This window comes from Kurthia sp. FSL E2-0154 (assembly GCF_038003625.1).
Lineage (GTDB): Bacteria > Bacillota > Bacilli > Bacillales_A > Planococcaceae > Kurthia > Kurthia gibsonii.
In genome coordinates, this window is record NZ_JBBOPO010000001.1 from 293,326 (window position 1) to 308,776 (window position 15,451).

Annotated in this window: 17 protein-coding genes; 12 read left to right on the plus strand and 5 right to left on the minus strand. The window is 35.8% G+C overall.

Features of this window, described 5'->3' with window-relative positions:
* Nucleotide 1 precedes the first annotated feature (1 nt).
* From lpdA to MHB75_RS01360, 3 genes are all read left to right on the plus strand, one after another.
* Nucleotides 2–1,417, plus strand: coding sequence for a dihydrolipoyl dehydrogenase (gene lpdA, locus MHB75_RS01350; protein ID WP_340995424.1), 1,416 nt, complete (start codon nucleotides 2–4; stop codon nucleotides 1,415–1,417).
* A gap of 169 nt (nucleotides 1,418–1,586) precedes the next feature.
* Nucleotides 1,587–2,369, plus strand: coding sequence for an SDR family NAD(P)-dependent oxidoreductase (locus MHB75_RS01355; protein ID WP_141272665.1), 783 nt, complete (start codon nucleotides 1,587–1,589; stop codon nucleotides 2,367–2,369).
* A 138-nt stretch (nucleotides 2,370–2,507) separates the two neighbouring features.
* Nucleotides 2,508–2,711, plus strand: a complete 204-nt coding sequence (locus MHB75_RS01360; protein WP_068455190.1) for a hypothetical protein — start codon at nucleotides 2,508–2,510, stop codon at nucleotides 2,709–2,711.
* A gap of 73 nt (nucleotides 2,712–2,784) precedes the next feature.
* Here the strand turns inward: MHB75_RS01360 and MHB75_RS01365 are convergent, their stop codons facing one another.
* Nucleotides 2,785–3,633 (minus strand): TetR/AcrR family transcriptional regulator, encoded by an 849-nt coding sequence (locus MHB75_RS01365; protein WP_340995430.1) that lies wholly within the window; start codon nucleotides 3,631–3,633, stop codon nucleotides 2,785–2,787.
* A 148-nt stretch (nucleotides 3,634–3,781) separates the two neighbouring features.
* Between MHB75_RS01365 and MHB75_RS01370 the strand changes: the two genes are divergently transcribed.
* The 4 genes from MHB75_RS01370 (at nucleotide 3,782) to MHB75_RS01385 (ending at nucleotide 8,464) form a co-directional block, all read left to right on the plus strand.
* The gene (locus MHB75_RS01370; protein WP_340995432.1) at nucleotides 3,782–6,907 is read left to right on the plus strand and encodes an efflux RND transporter permease subunit; all 3,126 of its coding nucleotides are present in this window, start codon (nucleotides 3,782–3,784) and stop codon (nucleotides 6,905–6,907) included.
* Between the two features lie 127 nt (nucleotides 6,908–7,034).
* On the plus strand, nucleotides 7,035–7,439 hold the full coding sequence (locus MHB75_RS01375) for a CidA/LrgA family protein (RefSeq protein ID WP_340995434.1): 405 nt from the start codon (nucleotides 7,035–7,037) through the stop codon (nucleotides 7,437–7,439).
* Nucleotides 7,423–8,103, plus strand: a complete 681-nt coding sequence (locus MHB75_RS01380) for an LrgB family protein (RefSeq protein ID WP_340995436.1) — start codon at nucleotides 7,423–7,425, stop codon at nucleotides 8,101–8,103. Before MHB75_RS01375 ends, MHB75_RS01380 begins: the two co-directional genes overlap by 17 nt.
* Nucleotides 8,104–8,170: 67 nt before the next feature.
* Nucleotides 8,171–8,464, plus strand: coding sequence for a UPF0223 family protein (locus tag MHB75_RS01385; RefSeq protein ID WP_340995438.1), 294 nt, complete (start codon nucleotides 8,171–8,173; stop codon nucleotides 8,462–8,464).
* A 136-nt stretch (nucleotides 8,465–8,600) separates the two neighbouring features.
* Here the strand turns inward: MHB75_RS01385 and MHB75_RS01390 are convergent, their stop codons facing one another.
* Nucleotides 8,601–9,224: a YktB family protein gene (locus MHB75_RS01390; protein WP_141272673.1), complete on the minus strand. Its 624-nt coding sequence runs from the start codon at nucleotides 9,222–9,224 to the stop codon at nucleotides 8,601–8,603.
* 143 nt (nucleotides 9,225–9,367) lie between these two features.
* Here MHB75_RS01390 and MHB75_RS01395 point away from each other — a divergent pair, with 143 nt between their 5' ends.
* On the plus strand, nucleotides 9,368–9,565 hold the full coding sequence (locus MHB75_RS01395) for a hypothetical protein (RefSeq protein WP_068455177.1): 198 nt from the start codon (nucleotides 9,368–9,370) through the stop codon (nucleotides 9,563–9,565).
* 117 nt (nucleotides 9,566–9,682) lie between these two features.
* Nucleotides 9,683–10,477, plus strand: a complete 795-nt coding sequence (locus tag MHB75_RS01400) for an inositol monophosphatase family protein (RefSeq protein WP_340995442.1) — start codon at nucleotides 9,683–9,685, stop codon at nucleotides 10,475–10,477.
* A gap of 220 nt (nucleotides 10,478–10,697) precedes the next feature.
* Here the strand turns inward: MHB75_RS01400 and MHB75_RS01405 are convergent, their stop codons facing one another.
* Nucleotides 10,698–10,883: a DUF5325 family protein gene (locus MHB75_RS01405; protein WP_068457524.1), complete on the minus strand. Its 186-nt coding sequence runs from the start codon at nucleotides 10,881–10,883 to the stop codon at nucleotides 10,698–10,700.
* 187 nt (nucleotides 10,884–11,070) lie between these two features.
* Here MHB75_RS01405 and typA point away from each other — a divergent pair, with 187 nt between their 5' ends.
* Nucleotides 11,071–12,915 (plus strand): translational GTPase TypA, encoded by a 1,845-nt coding sequence (typA, locus tag MHB75_RS01410; RefSeq protein WP_068455171.1) that lies wholly within the window; start codon nucleotides 11,071–11,073, stop codon nucleotides 12,913–12,915.
* 106 nt (nucleotides 12,916–13,021) lie between these two features.
* Here the strand turns inward: typA and MHB75_RS01415 are convergent, their stop codons facing one another.
* Together MHB75_RS01415 and MHB75_RS01420 are read right to left on the minus strand one after the other, a co-directional pair.
* Nucleotides 13,022–13,225, minus strand: a complete 204-nt coding sequence (locus MHB75_RS01415; protein WP_141272678.1) for a YlaI family protein — start codon at nucleotides 13,223–13,225, stop codon at nucleotides 13,022–13,024.
* Between the two features lie 12 nt (nucleotides 13,226–13,237).
* A complete protein-coding gene (locus MHB75_RS01420) occupies nucleotides 13,238–13,738 on the minus strand; it encodes a peptidyl-prolyl cis-trans isomerase (protein ID WP_174795783.1) in 501 nt (166 codons plus the stop codon).
* Between the two features lie 180 nt (nucleotides 13,739–13,918).
* On the opposite strand from MHB75_RS01420, the gene MHB75_RS01425 reads away from it, so the two are divergent.
* Nucleotides 13,919–14,200: a YlaN family protein gene (locus tag MHB75_RS01425; RefSeq protein ID WP_068455160.1), complete on the plus strand. Its 282-nt coding sequence runs from the start codon at nucleotides 13,919–13,921 to the stop codon at nucleotides 14,198–14,200.
* A gap of 87 nt (nucleotides 14,201–14,287) precedes the next feature.
* Entirely contained in the window at nucleotides 14,288–15,430 is a 1,143-nt protein-coding gene (locus tag MHB75_RS01430; protein ID WP_231726953.1) for an FtsW/RodA/SpoVE family cell cycle protein, read from the plus strand.
* Nucleotides 15,431–15,451 lie beyond the last annotated feature (21 nt).

The window sequence follows — 15,451 nt, forward strand, 5'->3', positions numbered from 1 at the left end:
CATGGTAGTAGGAGATTTCCCAATCGAGACAGATACAATAGTAATTGGAGCAGGCCCTGGTGGATACGTTGCAGCAATTCGTGCAGCACAATTAGGACAAAAAGTAACAGTAATCGAAAAAGAATACGTAGGTGGCGTTTGTCTAAACGTTGGTTGTATTCCATCAAAAGCTATGATCTCTGTAGGTCATCGTTTTGTTCAAGCAAAAGAATCTGATGACATGGGTGTAATCGCTTCAGAAGTTAAATTAGACTTCGCTAAAGCGCAAGCATTCAAAGAAAGCGTTGTTAAAAAATTAACTGGCGGTGTTTCTGGTTTATTAAAAGGTAACGGCATTGAAGTGGTTATGGGTGAAGCATACCTAAACGACACAAATTCTTTAACTGTTGCAACTGAATCAGGTTCTCAACACTACAACTTCAAAAACTTAATTATCGCTACTGGTTCACGTCCAGTTGAAATTCCAAGCTTCAAATTTACAAAGCGTGTAATCAACTCAACAGGTGCTCTAAACCTAACTGAATTACCTAAGAAATTAGTTGTAATCGGCGGTGGATACATCGGTACTGAATTAGGTTCTGCTTACGCAAATTTAGGTTCTGAAGTAACAATTCTTGAAGGCGGTAAAGATATTCTTGCTGGTTTCGAAAAACAAATGACACAAATTGTTAAAAAAGGTCTTAAGAAAAAAGGCGTTACTGTAGAAGTTGAAGCTTTAGCACAAGGTGTTGAAGAATCAGAAGAGGGCGTTAAAGTTACTTATGAAGTAAAAGGCGAAACAAAAACAGTTGAAGCTGATTACGTATTAGTAACAGTAGGCCGTCGTCCAAATACAGACGAATTGGGTCTTGAATCTGTAGGTATCGAATTTGCAGAACGTGGTCTAATCAAAGTTGATAAACAATGCCGTACAAGCGTATCGAACATCTATGCAATTGGTGACGTTGTACCAGGTTTACAATTAGCACACAAAGCTTCTTACGAAGGTAAAGTAGCGGCTGAAGCAATCGCAGGTGAAGCGTCAATCGTTGATTACCTTGCAATTCCAGCAGTATGCTTCACAGATCCAGAAATGGCTTCTGTAGGTCTTAACGAAGAACAAGCAAAAGCTGAAGGTTATGAAGTATCAGTAGGTAAATTTGCATTTGGTGCAAATGGTCGTGCATTAGCTCTTAACGAAACAGACGGTTTTGTTAAAATTGTTGCTCGTAAAGAAGACGGTTTAATCCTTGGGGGTCAAATCGTAGGTGTTGGTGCTTCTGATACAATCGCTGAACTTGCATTAGCAATCGAAGGCGGTATGACATTAGAAGACGTAGCAATGACAATTCATGCTCACCCAACATTAGGCGAAATTATCATGGAAGCTGCAGAAGTTGCTTTAGGAACTCCTATTCACATGGTAGCTAAAAAATAAATAGAACATCTTATTTCTAAAAAAATATGTATGTTAAAACACTCACTTTTATTTAGGTAAAGGTGAGTGTTTTTTTCGTTATTTTAATAAACTGTTGTCTATTTAAAGTAATTATGTAAAATAATGAGTAAAGAGTTTGTTGCGTTTTAGAATTGGGAGGTTCATACATATGAATTTAGGATTACTTGGAAAGACCGCAATTGTAACTGGAGGGTCGAGAGGAATCGGTTTTGCAACAGCTAAGCAACTTGTAATCGAAGGTGCAAATGTTGTCATTTGTGGTCGTCAAGAAGATACATTAATGGAAGCTGCAAATAAGATTGAAAAAGAAACGGGTCAGCGAGTCCTCGCGATTGTGGCTGATGTTACAAGAAAGTCTGACTGTGAAAAATTAATAATGAGTGCTGTAACTAAATTTAAGCGCATTGATTTATTAGTAAATAACGCAGGCATTTCATCTACGAATGCCTTTATGGATATTTCTGCAGAACAGTGGGAGCAAGACTTAAATTTAAAACTATTTGGTGCCATCAATTGTTCTCAAGCAGCAGTTCCACATATGAAAGAAAGAGGTGTAGGAGCAATTGTCAATGTGACAGCGATTTCTGGAAAAGCAGGTTGGAAACATTCGATGCCTACATCTGTTAGTCGAGCTGCAGGACTGGCTTTAACAAATACAATGAGTAAAGATTTAGGTGAATATGGTATTCGTGTAAATACGGTATGCATTGGATTAATACGTAGTGCGCAAGTAGAAAGAAAATGGAAGAAAGAAGCACCGAATTTAACGTGGGAAGAATATAGTAATGAGATAGGGCGTGACATTCCTCTTGGTCGAATTGGAGAAGCAGAAGAAGCTGCAAAAGCGATTCTATTTTTATTATCTGATGCGGCATCGTATATAACGGGAACATCTTTGAATATTGATGGAGGTAGCTCACCCGTTTTATAACATTACGATTATATACCTGTTAAAATAATTCTTTTATAGTAATTATATCCATACAAATAAAACAAATTTCCTGTTTTTAGGTTATGATGTTTATTCTTATGTGAGTAGGATAAATATTGGGTACAGGGAGGAATTAATATGATGAAATTATTATGGATACCTATTGCTCTATATGTAATCGCAGTTGGGCTGTTTGCTATGGGACTGATTAACCGCCACTCGGATGAGGGTGTTATAGCAAGAGTCTTAGCAGGGCAAGGGGTAGCGATTCCAATCTTCTTCTTCGCTCTTCTATTTACTTGGTTCTTTAGTAAAAAAAAGAAGCGTAACGAAGATATGTAAATATATTTGAAATAGTTTAAATATCAAACGAGAAATCAAATGATTTCTCGTTTTTTGGTTCTATTTTTGAAAATCAAGTAGTGGGTTTTGGGTACAACCTTCTTACTAAAGTAGCTAGCCAACGCAACTCTTTTTCAGACATAAGATTTGTAGCAAGTGCATTTAAAATAACAAGCTGTGGATTATCTTTAATCATTTCTTTTTCGATTGCAAGAATAGTCTGTCCATAAAAATGATCCGCACTATATAATTTTTTACAACGCTTAATCTCATCTGAAATAATTTGTTGAACTGCTTGAGGTTCTGGTGCACATGAAAACTGTGAGGCGAAAACAGACGCGTCTAATGTTGGTTCGAACTGTTGTTCAACAAGTGCATCCATATACTGCATAATCATATGCGAAATTTTTTTGAATTCTAAGTCGTTTTTATGATGAATAATAAAGTCAATATAACTTTGCACAATGCCTTTAAAACACAATTGTAAGTCATATTTATTTTTTTCAATTTTTGCACCATACGTATTTTCGAGTAAGAAAAGGGTAATATCATTAAGACTACGATTAAAAATTTGAATACGTTCAAGCAATTCTGTTTTTAAGCTTTTACTACTCTCTGTGATAAGCATCTCAAGTAAAGGAAAACGTTCATTAAAAACGCGTAAAGTAGAATCACAAAACTTTTCTAATTTTTGTCTCGGTGGACGTGGGTCATTCATTAAGAGTTCAAAAGAAACTGTTAGTTCTTTAATAAATTGATCGATAATTTCAATCAACAAGTCATCTTTAGAACGAAAAGATAAATAAAACGCACCTTTTGAAATGCCACAAGCATCTGTAATGTCTTGAATGGAAGTATTGGCGATTGAATTTTTGGAGAAGAGTTCGATAGCTTTTTCAATAATTATTTCTTTTTTAGTCAATGTAAATCGCCTCCTTTTATTTGACATGTGACCAAATAGTCACTTAATATTAACATTAATGACTGTTTAGTCAAAACTTGCTAAAAGAATGTCCATCAGTCAGTATTATAAGTAAAGTTGAAAGAAAAAGTCAAAAGGCGGTGCAAGTGTGAAAAAGTTTATTCAATTTGTTCTGAAAAACAAATTAGCAGTTTGGCTCATGACCTTAATATTAGCTGCTGCTGGTGTATATTCAGGATTAAAAATGAAGATGGAGACAATCCCAGATATTTCTGTACCAATTATTACAATGAATACAGCATATCCAGGAGCGAGTCCACAACAAGTCGAAGAAAAAGTATCCACCCCGTTTGAAAAAGCAGTTCAAAATTTAAAAAATGTTGAAAATGTTTATTCAAATTCATATGAAAATGCCTCAAGTATTCAAATCGAGTTTAAATATGGCACAGATATGAAAGAAGCACGTGCAGATATCAAAGAAGCAATTGAAAAGGTAAAATTACCTGACGCTGCGACAACACCTGTTATCGATCGCGTAAGTATCAATACTTTCCCTGTTTTAGCACTTAGTGTAAGTGACAAAGACCAAACAATTGATCAATTAACAAAAACAGTCGAAGATTACTTTGTTCCAAAGGTTGAAGGTGTAGATGGTGTTTCTTCTGTATCTGTATCAGGTCAACAAGTTAAGAAAGTACTCGTTACATACAACAACGATAAGCTAAAAGAATATGGCTTAACAGAAGATTCTATTAAACAATTCGTTCAAGATATGGATGTCGAATCGCCACTAGGTATTTTCCAATTTAAAAATTCAGAACAAGTTGTATTAGTAGATGGTAAATTAACATCATTAAAACAATTAGAAAATTTAGAGATTCCTGTTCAAAATCAGGCATCAGCACAGCAACAAGCTGCATTAGCAGCAAATCCAGCTGCAGCAGCAGCGGCACAACAGCAACAAACAAAGTCAGTTGTTAAATTGAAAGAGTTAGCAAAAATTCAATTAAAAGGTGAAGTGGAATCCATTTCACGTACAAATGGTAAAGATGCAATCGCTGTTCAAGTTGTGAAATCACAAGAAGCAAATACAGTGGATGTGGTTAATGACGTAAAGAAAACAGCAGATCAGTTTGAAAAAGATAATAAAGGTATGGCAATTGATGTCACACTTGATCAAGGAAAACCGATTGAAGATTCAGTAAGCACGATGTTAGATAAAGCATTATTCGGTGCTATTTTTGCTGTTATTATCATCATGTTATTCTTACGTGATATTCGTTCTACAATCATTTCAATCATTTCGATTCCAATGTCATTATTAATTGCAGTCATTGTCTTACGATACTTAGATATCTCACTGAATGTTATGACACTTGGTGCGATGACAGTTGCGATTGGACGTGTAATTGATGACTCCATTGTCGTCGTCGAAAATATTTATCGCCGAATTCATTTAGAAAATGAAAAGTTACGCGGACGTGCTTTAATTAGTTCAGCAACACTTGAAATGTTCCGACCAATTCTATCTTCTACAGTCGTAACAATTGCCGTATTCTTACCTGTAGGATTAGTTGGAGGACTTGTAGGTGAGCTATTCTTACCATTTGGTATTACAATGGCTGTCGCATTAATTGCGTCACTTGTCATTGCGATTACAATTGTTCCAGCACTTGCCCATACACTCTTTAAAAAGAAGATTTATGGAGATAAGATTGTTAAAAAAGAACATCATGGTAAAGTAGCAACAGGCTATAAAAAGCTATTAAATTGGGTGTTAAACCATAAGCTTGTAACATTTGGTGGCTCAATTGTTGTGCTTGTAGCTAGTCTATTCTTAGCACCGGTCGTAGGGTTCAGTTTCTTGCCAGATGACGAACAAAAACTAGTGTATTTAACGTACACACCAAAAGCTGGTCAAACACGTGATCAAGTAGTTAAAAACGTAGATGAAATCGAGCAAATCGTTTCAAAAAATAAAGAAGTTGAAACCATCCAGACATCAATTGGTGGGCAAAATCCTTTAAACCCTGGTTCATCAAATAGTGCTTTAATGTTTATTATTTATGACCCAGATACAAAAGACTTCGCAACGAAGAGCGAAAAGCTTGTAAAAGACGTGCGCGCAATTAAACAACCAGGTGAATGGAAACAACAAAACTTCGCTGGTGGTGCTTCAAATAATGAATTATCATATTCAGTCTATGGTAATACAATCGAAGATATCCGCCCTGTTGTAGCAAAAGTCGAAAAAATCTTACAAGATAACAAAAATGTAAAAGATGCAAAATCTTCATTACAAGAAGCATTCGATGAGAAAAACTTAGTTGTAAAAGAAGATGAGTTGAATAAATATGGTTTAACAACGAACCAAGTAGCTTTAATGATTAATCCAAACATCCCAGCAACAGTTTTAACAACGGTTATGGATGAAGGAAAAGAAATCAACGTAGAAGTGTATTCTTCTGTAAAAGAACCAGATACATTTGATCGTGTATTAGAGCAAAAAATTAAAACACCTACAGGACAAGAAGTGAAACTGAAAAATCTTGTTACTGTAAAAGAAGATCGTGCACAGACACAAATTAGCCGTAGTGAAGGTAAGTACTATGCAACAGTTACAGCAACTGTAACAAGTAAAGACGTCACAAAAGCTTCATCTGTAGCACAAGAAAAAATTGATAAATTAGATCTTCCAAATAACGTAGAAATTAAAACAGGCGGTGTAACAGAAGATATTCGTGATTCATTCACGAAATTAGCGCTTGCTATTGTAGCAGCAATTGCGATTGTATACTTCACACTTGTTGTTACATTTGGAGAAGGTCTTGCACCATTCTCAATTTTATTCTCACTACCATTCACAGTTATTGGTGCACTTGTTGCACTATGGATTGGTGGCGAAACAATTTCTGTATCTTCTCTCATTGGGGTACTGATGCTCGTCGGTATTGTTGTCACGAATGCGATTGTATTGGTTGACCGAATCATTCATATGGAACATGATGGGTTACCAATGCGTGAAGCAATTTTAGAAGCAGGTGCAACACGTTTACGCCCAATTCTAATGACAGCTATCGCAACAATTGGTGCACTAATTCCACTTGCCATTGGCGCTGAAGGTGGCGGTCTAATTTCGAAAGGTTTAGGAATTACCGTAATTGGTGGTTTAATTAGTTCAACTGCTTTAACGCTCGTTGTCGTACCACTTGTTTATGAATTCTTATCAAAAGTATTGAAAAAAGATCGTGCACATGAAGATCGCGAATCTTAATTAATAGGAAGGACATGCTCGTACTATATGAGTATGTCCTTTTCATATGGAAAAAATTGTTTTCTTTAAATAGACAGAATTATCTAAAAAGCGTTACAATGTAAAAAACAACAAGGGGGAAACGGGGATGCGAAAACTAGTGAAGCTATTAAACATAACACTTCAAATTGCTTTTCTTTATGTATTGTCCTTACTTGGTGGCATCATTGTCGAATTTTTACATGTACCACTTCCGGGCAGTATCATAGGTTTAATTATTTTATTACTATTACTTCATATGAAGATTGTAAAGAAAGAATATGTAGCAGACGGAACTGGCTTTTTACTGCCGATTTTAACGCTACTCTTTATTCCAGCTACTGTAGGTGTCGTGAATTATCCGGAATTATTATCATGGTTAGGCGTCTCACTTTTAATTATTACAATCATTAGTACAATTTTTTCTTTAGGGGTGACTGCAAAATTCGCACAAAAGCTAGAGCAAACAGAACGACAGAAAGAGGAGGTAGAAGTCTATGCTCCAAACGATTAGTTATATGCTTTTAACAATTGTCATTTTCTTCTTTATGACGTGGCTATACAAGAGAACAGGAATCTCTTTTTTATTTCCAATCCTAACATCAACAATCGTTCTCTTACTTATTTTAATCTTTGCTAAAATTCCATATGATACATATATGCAAGGTGGACGTGTGATTAATTTCTTCTTAGGACCAGCTGTTGTAGGTATGGCTTATCCTTTATATATGCAGTGGGATGTCATTATGCGTTTTAAAAAGACCATTCTATCCAGTGTCGTCGTCGCGATGTTTGCGGGTATGGTTAGTGTCGTCGTTTTAGGGTTACTCTTTCAGTTAGATGAGCAAATGTTACGTTCATTTTTACCAAAGTCGATTACATCACCGGTTGCCATCCAAATTAGTGACGCGATTGGCGGAATTCCTCAGATGACCGTACTATTCGTTATTATCGCAGGTATTACAGGTGCAATTGGAGGGCCAGGAATTTATCGATTATTAAAAATTGATACACCTGTTAGCAAGGGTGTAGCGATGGGAAGTGCCGCACATGGTATTGGTGTGAGTAAGTTAACTGAATACGGTGAGCTAACTCTGTCTATCGGTTCAGTAGCGATGACATTGAGTGCGATTTTAGGGTCATTCCTTTGCCCAGTTGTCATTTATTTATTTTTCTAGAATGTTTGCAACGATATCAATCATTCATTAGAATAAGAGCAGCAACTAATAAAGGCAGGTTATAAAAATGGATTATTCATACCCGTTCTCACCCGATTGGTCAACAACTGAAATTGTCGATGTCATTGCATTTTTTCAAATGATTGAAAAAGCTTATGAAACAGGCGTGAAGCGAGAAGATGTACTGACAACGTATCGTCGCTTTAATGAGATTGTTCCAGCGAAATCAGAAGAAAAGACATACTTTAAAGAGTTTGAAGAAGTAAGTGGTTATGCAAGCTTCCCTGTTATTCGTGGTGCGAAGAAAGCAGCGAATGGTGAGGTCATTAAAGCAAGTAAAAATGAACGAAGAAAAAAATAAACAGAAGCTGGGACATAAGTGCAAAAAACACATCCCACATGAGCATAAGAAAAACTGGAATCGCGCTGTGGCACGGTTCCAGTTTTTCGTTTAGAGCCCTAAAAAAGGGAGATAATATGTTTTATTCCAGTCTTGTTTATTTTGGTACACTAACCATTGCACGATAAATAGGAAGTAATGTTTCAAATGTTTGTTCAATTAATGCTAACAATTCTTTTTCAGACAATTGAATCGCATCATCACGCAATACTTTGACGCCGATTAATACTTCACCTTTTTTCACATCACGAAAGCGCGTTAAAATTTTTTCAGCTGATTCAACTGAAATTTCATCTGTTTTCGGTGACATATGATCACCAGAAATATAGAAAGAAGAAGGTAATGCAGTAATTAAATCTTCATGCTTTAACAAATGATTAGCAATCGCAATCTTATTCGGTGCTTCATAAATAACTGCTAAGTTAATAAATAAATGTGATTCGAATAAGCCAATTTGAAAATGTGGCATCGCTTTATAGCCGCGTTTATAAGGAGCAAAAGCAACCCAACTATCATTTGGCGGGTTTGTTTTTCGACGTGCATGTTTAGCAACATGTGGGAAAAATTCTTCACCTAATTGTGTTGTGAAATAATTCGAGAAAATCGCACCAAGTTCTTCAAATTTAGGACGGATTCGCTCTTTTAAAGCATCCATACGTGGTTCTAATCCATCAATTGTAAAAACATCAAAATCTTGATTGGCCCATGTTAAGTTAGTCATAATTTACATCCTCCAAATAATGATTATTAGGTTTATTCATTTCGATATAAGGGAAAAAATCTTTTAACATAGATGAAATGATAAGCTAATCATAACATAGCAAAGTTCATTCATCTAAATACCTTTTAGAGGAGTTGATTGGAATGAAACAGGTTGTCCATATCCTTCAAAAAGTTGAATTTGAGAAGCAATACATTAAAGGATTGCAGCTAGAATTAGACTACGAATTAGCGACATTATATGATGCTTTAAATACAAATGACGAGCAACAAATTGAAGCTAGTAAACGCAGACTAAAAGAAATCCATATGGAACTGGAGGCATTCCATGTATTCTCATAAGGATTTAAAAAAACTTTGAAGAAACACTTGCTAATCCATACGAGTAGCAAGTGTTTTTTTGTGATATTTGTTATACTAGTACAAATAAGTAGATAATGGGGAATGGGGGAATAAAATGTGGATGTAATTTCAATACATGAATACACGATGGAGATGATACAAGAAGCAGCTACGCGTATTCGTCAATCTTTTACAGAGAAAATGGAAATTGAAACGAAAGCGAACGCTAATGATCTTGTAACGAATATAGATAAAGAAACAGAACAATTTATTGTAGAAAAAATCCAAGCATACGACGCGTCACATCGAATTTTTGGTGAAGAAGGTATGAGTGAAGAACAGTTTGCTGATTTAAAAGGTGTCGTATGGATTGTAGATCCAATAGATGGGACGATGAATTTTATTCGCCAACAACGCAACTTTACAATTTCAATTGCGATTTATGAAGATGGTATAGGGAAGTTAGGCTACATTTATGATGTAGTGCGTGATGAACTATATTATGCAATTGCGGGACAAGGTGCTTATGTAAATGAAAAACGTATTCAGCCACTTGAACCAATTGAATTAAATAAAGCAATTATCGGTATTAATGCTTCTTGGGTAGCGAAAAATAATCGTTTAAATACCGAGAAAATCGCAAAATTAATTCATACTGTTCGTGGTACACGCTCATATGGTTCTGCGACGATTGAAATGATGTATGTTGCAACAGGTCGCTTGGAGTCGTATATGTCGATGCGCCTATCTCCATGGGACATTGCAGCTGGAGCTGTTATTGCACACGAGGTTGGAGCGAAATGTACAACGCTAAAAGGAGAACCGATGAATTTATTAGCACAAGATACATTTATTATTGCCAATCCTTCGATTCATGAACAATTAATTAGCGAATATATTGAATTAATCTAAGATTAGGAGAGGAATTTACACAATTGTGAATTCTTCTTTTTTCTTTTTGAGACAAATTCTTCGATTATTTGCAAATAAAAATATTGTGTTTCAAAGACAATCAGTGATACTATGAATTTTGTGCAAGAGATGATGAATAAAGTGAAAAAAGTGTTTTTAGTGGATTTTACGATAAAAAAATTACCCATTCCGAAGAATGAGCAATCTTTTTATCGAAGGATTAGAGAAGTCCTCGCTCGCGGAATTTACGCTTCATTGTGAACGCGTATCCAAAAACGGCGATGACTAATACAATTCCACCTAAAATCCCTAAAACATTACCAACTGCAATTGCATAGCCAATTGAGCACATTGCTAAAATGCCAGCTAAAGCCATGATTGCCATAACAACTTTTGCTATATTCATAATCAATCGAAACCTCCATTAGTGGTTTTACATCCTCTATTGTCATGCGAAACGCATTTTTTCGCAAGGGTTTTTACTTGCCAATTTTTGAAAAAGAACATCGAGTACGAAAAAAATATCTTTTTGAAGAAAATTGTGCTATAATAACACAGTTATGGACTCGAAATAAGAAAAGTGGAGTGGAACAATGACGAACTTACGTGAAGATTTAAGAAACATTGCAATTATTGCCCACGTTGACCATGGTAAAACAACATTGGTTGACCAATTATTAAAACAATCAGGTACATTCCGTTCAAACGAACAAGTTGAAGAACGCGCAATGGACTCTAACGATATTGAACGCGAACGTGGTATCACGATTTTAGCGAAAAATACAGCAGTAAATTACGAAGGTACACGCATCAACATTTTAGATACACCTGGACACGCCGATTTTGGTGGAGAAGTAGAACGTATTTTAAAAATGGTCGACGGTGTATTATTAGTTGTCGATGCATACGAAGGTTGTATGCCACAAACTCGTTTCGTACTGAAAAAAGCTTTAGAACAAGGTTTAACACCAATCGTAGTCGTGAACAAAGTCGACAAAGATTCAGCACGTCCTGAAGAAGTTGTAGATGAAGTATTAGACTTATTAATCGAACTTGGTGCAGATGAAGAACAACTTGATTTCCCTGTTGTATATGCTTCAGGTGTAAACGGTACAGCTTCATTAGACCCAGACCCATCAAAACAAGAAGAAAACATGAAATGTTTATTCGAAAAAATTATCGAACATATTCCAGCACCAGCAGATACACGCGATGAGCCATTACAATTCCAAGTAGCATTACTTGACTATAATGACTTCTTAGGTCGTATCGGTATTGGACGTGTATTCCGCGGTAAAATCCACGTAGGCCAATCAGTAGCACTTTCTAAATTAGATGGTACTGTGAAAAACTTCCGTGTAACAAAAATCTTCGGTTTCTTCGGTTTAAAACGTGAAGAAATTCAAGAAGCATACTCAGGCGACTTAATCGCTGTTTCTGGTATGGAAGAAATCAATGTTGGTGAGACAGTTTGTCCACAAGATAACATCGATCCACTACCACCAATGCGTATCGATGAACCAACATTACAAATGACATTCTTAGTAAACAACTCACCTTTCGCAGGTCGCGAAGGTAAATGGGTAACTTCTCGTAAAATTGAAGAACGCTTACTTGCACAATTACAAACTGACGTATCATTACGTGTAGATCCAACAGATTCTCCAGATGCATGGACTGTATCTGGTCGTGGTGAGCTGCACTTATCAATCTTAGTTGAAAACATGCGTCGTGAAGGCTATGAGTTACAAGTATCAAAACCAAAAGTAATCATCCGCGAAATCGATGGTGTTAAATGTGAGCCAGTAGAACGTGTTCAAATCGACGTTCCTGAAGAATCTTTAGGTTCAATCATCGAATCATTAAATGAACGTAAAGGTGAAATGGTTGATATGATCAATGATGGTACTGGTCAAATCCGTTTAATTTTCATGGTTCCAGCACGTGGCTTAATCGGTTACACTACTGAATTCATGTCATTAACAAAAGGTTTCGGTATTATTAACCACACATTCGATTCTTACAAACCAGCAGTATCAGGTCGTGTAGGTGGTCGTCGTAACGGTGCTTTAGTTTCTATGGAAACAGGTAAAGCAACTACTTACGGTATGATGCAAATTGAAGACCGTGGTGTTCTATTCTTAGAACCAGGTGTTGAAATTTACGAAGGTATGGTTGTTGGTCAAAACAACCGTGATGCAGACATTACTGTAAACATCACAAAAATGAAAGCTAAAACAAACGTACGTTCAGCAAACAAAGACCAAACAAACGTAATCAAAGCACCTAAAATTTTAACGCTTGAAGAAGCATTAGAATTCTTAGATGAAGATGAGTACTTAGAAGTAACACCTGAGTCAATTCGTTTACGTAAACAAATCTTAAACAAAAACGAACGTGAAAAAGCAGCAAAAAAATCACGTAGTGCTGAACAATAATAGATAATGTAAAAAAAGAAGTCACATGTAAATGTGGCCTCTTTTTGTATACAAAAAGGAGAATGGAAAAACCCATTCTCCTTTTACAATAAATAAAAGCGTCGTATTAAAATTCTTCATCTTCTGTTGTATGACCTTTGAAAAAACGAAACTCACCTGTTGCTAAGCGCGCATATGTTTTCGTTGCGATTCGCTCATCACATGAATCACACATATATGTATGAATCGGACGGTTTCGAAGACGTTTAGCTAATGGTGAAAAGTCTGGAATATCATTGACTGTTTCACAAATTACGCATTTTACTTTCATGAGGAGGTCCTCCTAGCTAATTTTAATACCTACAATATTTTTAATTGGATTTTTGTAATTTGAACCATCTGCATGTAATAAATACACAGGACCACCATCAGTTAACATTTTACCTTCAACACTGAATTGGAATAAAAGTGTTTTTGCTTCTTCCATTGAGTACGTATATTCGTTATTCTCACGATCGATAAATGTTACTTGTGTTGCTTCTGGTGCTGGAGATGCGTTGTTGATGAAAGGTTCTAAAACCATACCAAATGTACCAGTCTGCATCTTTTGGCGATCAAATTTCTTTTCTGTTTCTAAAGTTGGTGGGTAAGCAGCACCTTCCATGATTTCACGAGACCAGAATTTTCCTGCATCTTCTAGATACACTTCATCTTGATCGACTGCCACTTTGTCTGACGTAAAGTATGTATCTAAGTCTACTTTACGGTCATCAAAGATCCAGATTGTTGGATCGAGTGTGATGTTAAAGTTAACAGCACCTTTAATTTGAATAATAGAATCCATCATTCATTCCTCCTAGATATAGATGTTTCACTCCTATAGTATAACGTCTTTTAAGACATTTGAGAAAACAAAATGACTTAAGTTAGAAGAATGACGTATAGATACTTGCATTTTTCTATATGAAAAGCTAAAATTTAGAATGATAGAACTCAAGAAATATCAGGTAATGGGGGCGTCCTCATGGATACTACATCTCAAAATTCGTATCAGGAAAAGGCATTGGAACTCCTATTTGCTGATGCTGACAAAATTGCTCAATTAATTAGAGTGCAAATGGAAAACTTAACAATGCCACAATGTCCATTGTATGAAGAAGTTTTAGATACACAAATGTTTGGTCTTTCACGTGAAATCGATTTTGCTGTTAAGCTAGGCCTATTAAATCGCGATAAAGGTCGTGAAATTTTAGATTCCCTTGAGAAAGAATTATCAGCATTGCACGATGCATTCACGAAAAAATGATAAAAAAACTCAAACACCTACCGATGTTTGAGTTTTTTTGTAGTTAGGAGTAATAAATTGAAGAAATTTTTAAAAGAGTTCGACTACTTGCTATTTGTTACATATTTTTTACTCTGCGTATTCGGGGTTGTGATGGTATATAGCGCAAGTGCTATGGTATCAGTTAATCGTTATAACGCACCAGCAGACAATTTTTATAAGAAACAACTACTTGCTGTTATCGTTGGTTTTGGCGCTTTCGTTCTTGGAATGTTGATTCCATACAAACGTTATCGTGAAAAGTGGATGTTGAAATTAATAGCAGTTGTAAATATCGCTTTATTAACATTGGTGTTAGTAGCAGGTTATAGCCCACCAGGGTCAGGTGCACAGTCTTGGTTACGTATTGGAGGATTTAATTTTCAACCGTCTGAATTGTTGAAAATTTCATTGATAATTTATGTCTCAGCGGTACTTGCCAAGAAGTATTCTAATGGTACAATAGATTCGATAAAGGAATCTTTAATACCTATAAGTATAATTATAATTATACCCTTAATCTTTTTGTATAAAGAACCAGATAATGGCGCAATTGCTTTAATTACAGCGATTATGTCAACAATTATCTTAGCTAGTGGCATGTCTTTTAAACGTATATTCAAAAAAACAAATAAGGTATTCTGGATTGGAATTGTACTTTTATTATCAATTGTGTATATATATAGAGATAAGCTACTTAGTAAAATATTAACTGAAAAGATGGCGAATCGTATTCAAGCGACATGGGATCCTTATGCTTTTGTGAAAGAAGAAGGACTGCAAATAATCAATGGTTATTATGCGATTGCGCTTGGAGGAGTTTCAGGTTCAGGGTTGGGTGAGTCTGTTCAAAAATTAGGGTATATACCCGAACCACACACAGATTTCATTCTAGCAATTATTATTGAAGAGTTGGGGACTCTTGGTTTACTTATAGTAGTTGGGGGATTGGGCTTTATCGTTATGCGAGCTTTTGTCACAGCTTTAAGAGCGAAAGATCCAATGATCCGTATGATGGCGGTAGGGATTGGTTCTTGGATTGGCTTCCAAACATTTTTGAATATAGGTGGTTTATCGGGCATTATCCCGTTAACAGGTGTCACACTTCCATTCATTAGTTATGGAGGTACCTCTCTCGTGATCCTTTCTTTCGCACTCGGTATTTTAATGAACATTACGATGTACGTTAAAAGAGACCAAAACAAAAGATAGAAGACTTTATAGGGGGTAGTG

What these genes read in the sequence shown, in the direction of transcription:
- lpdA (WP_340995424.1), top strand. Translation starts at nt 2, where the DNA reads ATGGTAGTAGGAGATTTCCCAATCGAGACAGATACAATAGTAATTGGA.
- MHB75_RS01355 (WP_141272665.1), top strand. Translation starts at nt 1,587, where the DNA reads ATGAATTTAGGATTACTTGGAAAGACCGCAATTGTAACTGGAGGGTCG.
- MHB75_RS01360 (WP_068455190.1), top strand. Translation starts at nt 2,508, where the DNA reads ATGATGAAATTATTATGGATACCTATTGCTCTATATGTAATCGCAGTT.
- MHB75_RS01375 (WP_340995434.1), top strand. Translation starts at nt 7,035, where the DNA reads ATGCGAAAACTAGTGAAGCTATTAAACATAACACTTCAAATTGCTTTT.
- MHB75_RS01380 (WP_340995436.1), top strand. Translation starts at nt 7,423, where the DNA reads ATGCTCCAAACGATTAGTTATATGCTTTTAACAATTGTCATTTTCTTC.
- MHB75_RS01385 (WP_340995438.1), top strand. Translation starts at nt 8,171, where the DNA reads ATGGATTATTCATACCCGTTCTCACCCGATTGGTCAACAACTGAAATT.
- MHB75_RS01390 (WP_141272673.1), bottom strand. Translation starts at nt 9,224, where the DNA reads ATGACTAACTTAACATGGGCCAATCAAGATTTTGATGTTTTTACAATT.
- MHB75_RS01395 (WP_068455177.1), top strand. Translation starts at nt 9,368, where the DNA reads ATGAAACAGGTTGTCCATATCCTTCAAAAAGTTGAATTTGAGAAGCAA.
- MHB75_RS01405 (WP_068457524.1), bottom strand. Translation starts at nt 10,883, where the DNA reads ATGAATATAGCAAAAGTTGTTATGGCAATCATGGCTTTAGCTGGCATT.
- typA (WP_068455171.1), top strand. Translation starts at nt 11,071, where the DNA reads ATGACGAACTTACGTGAAGATTTAAGAAACATTGCAATTATTGCCCAC.
- MHB75_RS01415 (WP_141272678.1), bottom strand. Translation starts at nt 13,225, where the DNA reads ATGAAAGTAAAATGCGTAATTTGTGAAACAGTCAATGATATTCCAGAC.
- MHB75_RS01420 (WP_174795783.1), bottom strand. Translation starts at nt 13,738, where the DNA reads ATGGATTCTATTATTCAAATTAAAGGTGCTGTTAACTTTAACATCACA.
- MHB75_RS01425 (WP_068455160.1), top strand. Translation starts at nt 13,919, where the DNA reads ATGGATACTACATCTCAAAATTCGTATCAGGAAAAGGCATTGGAACTC.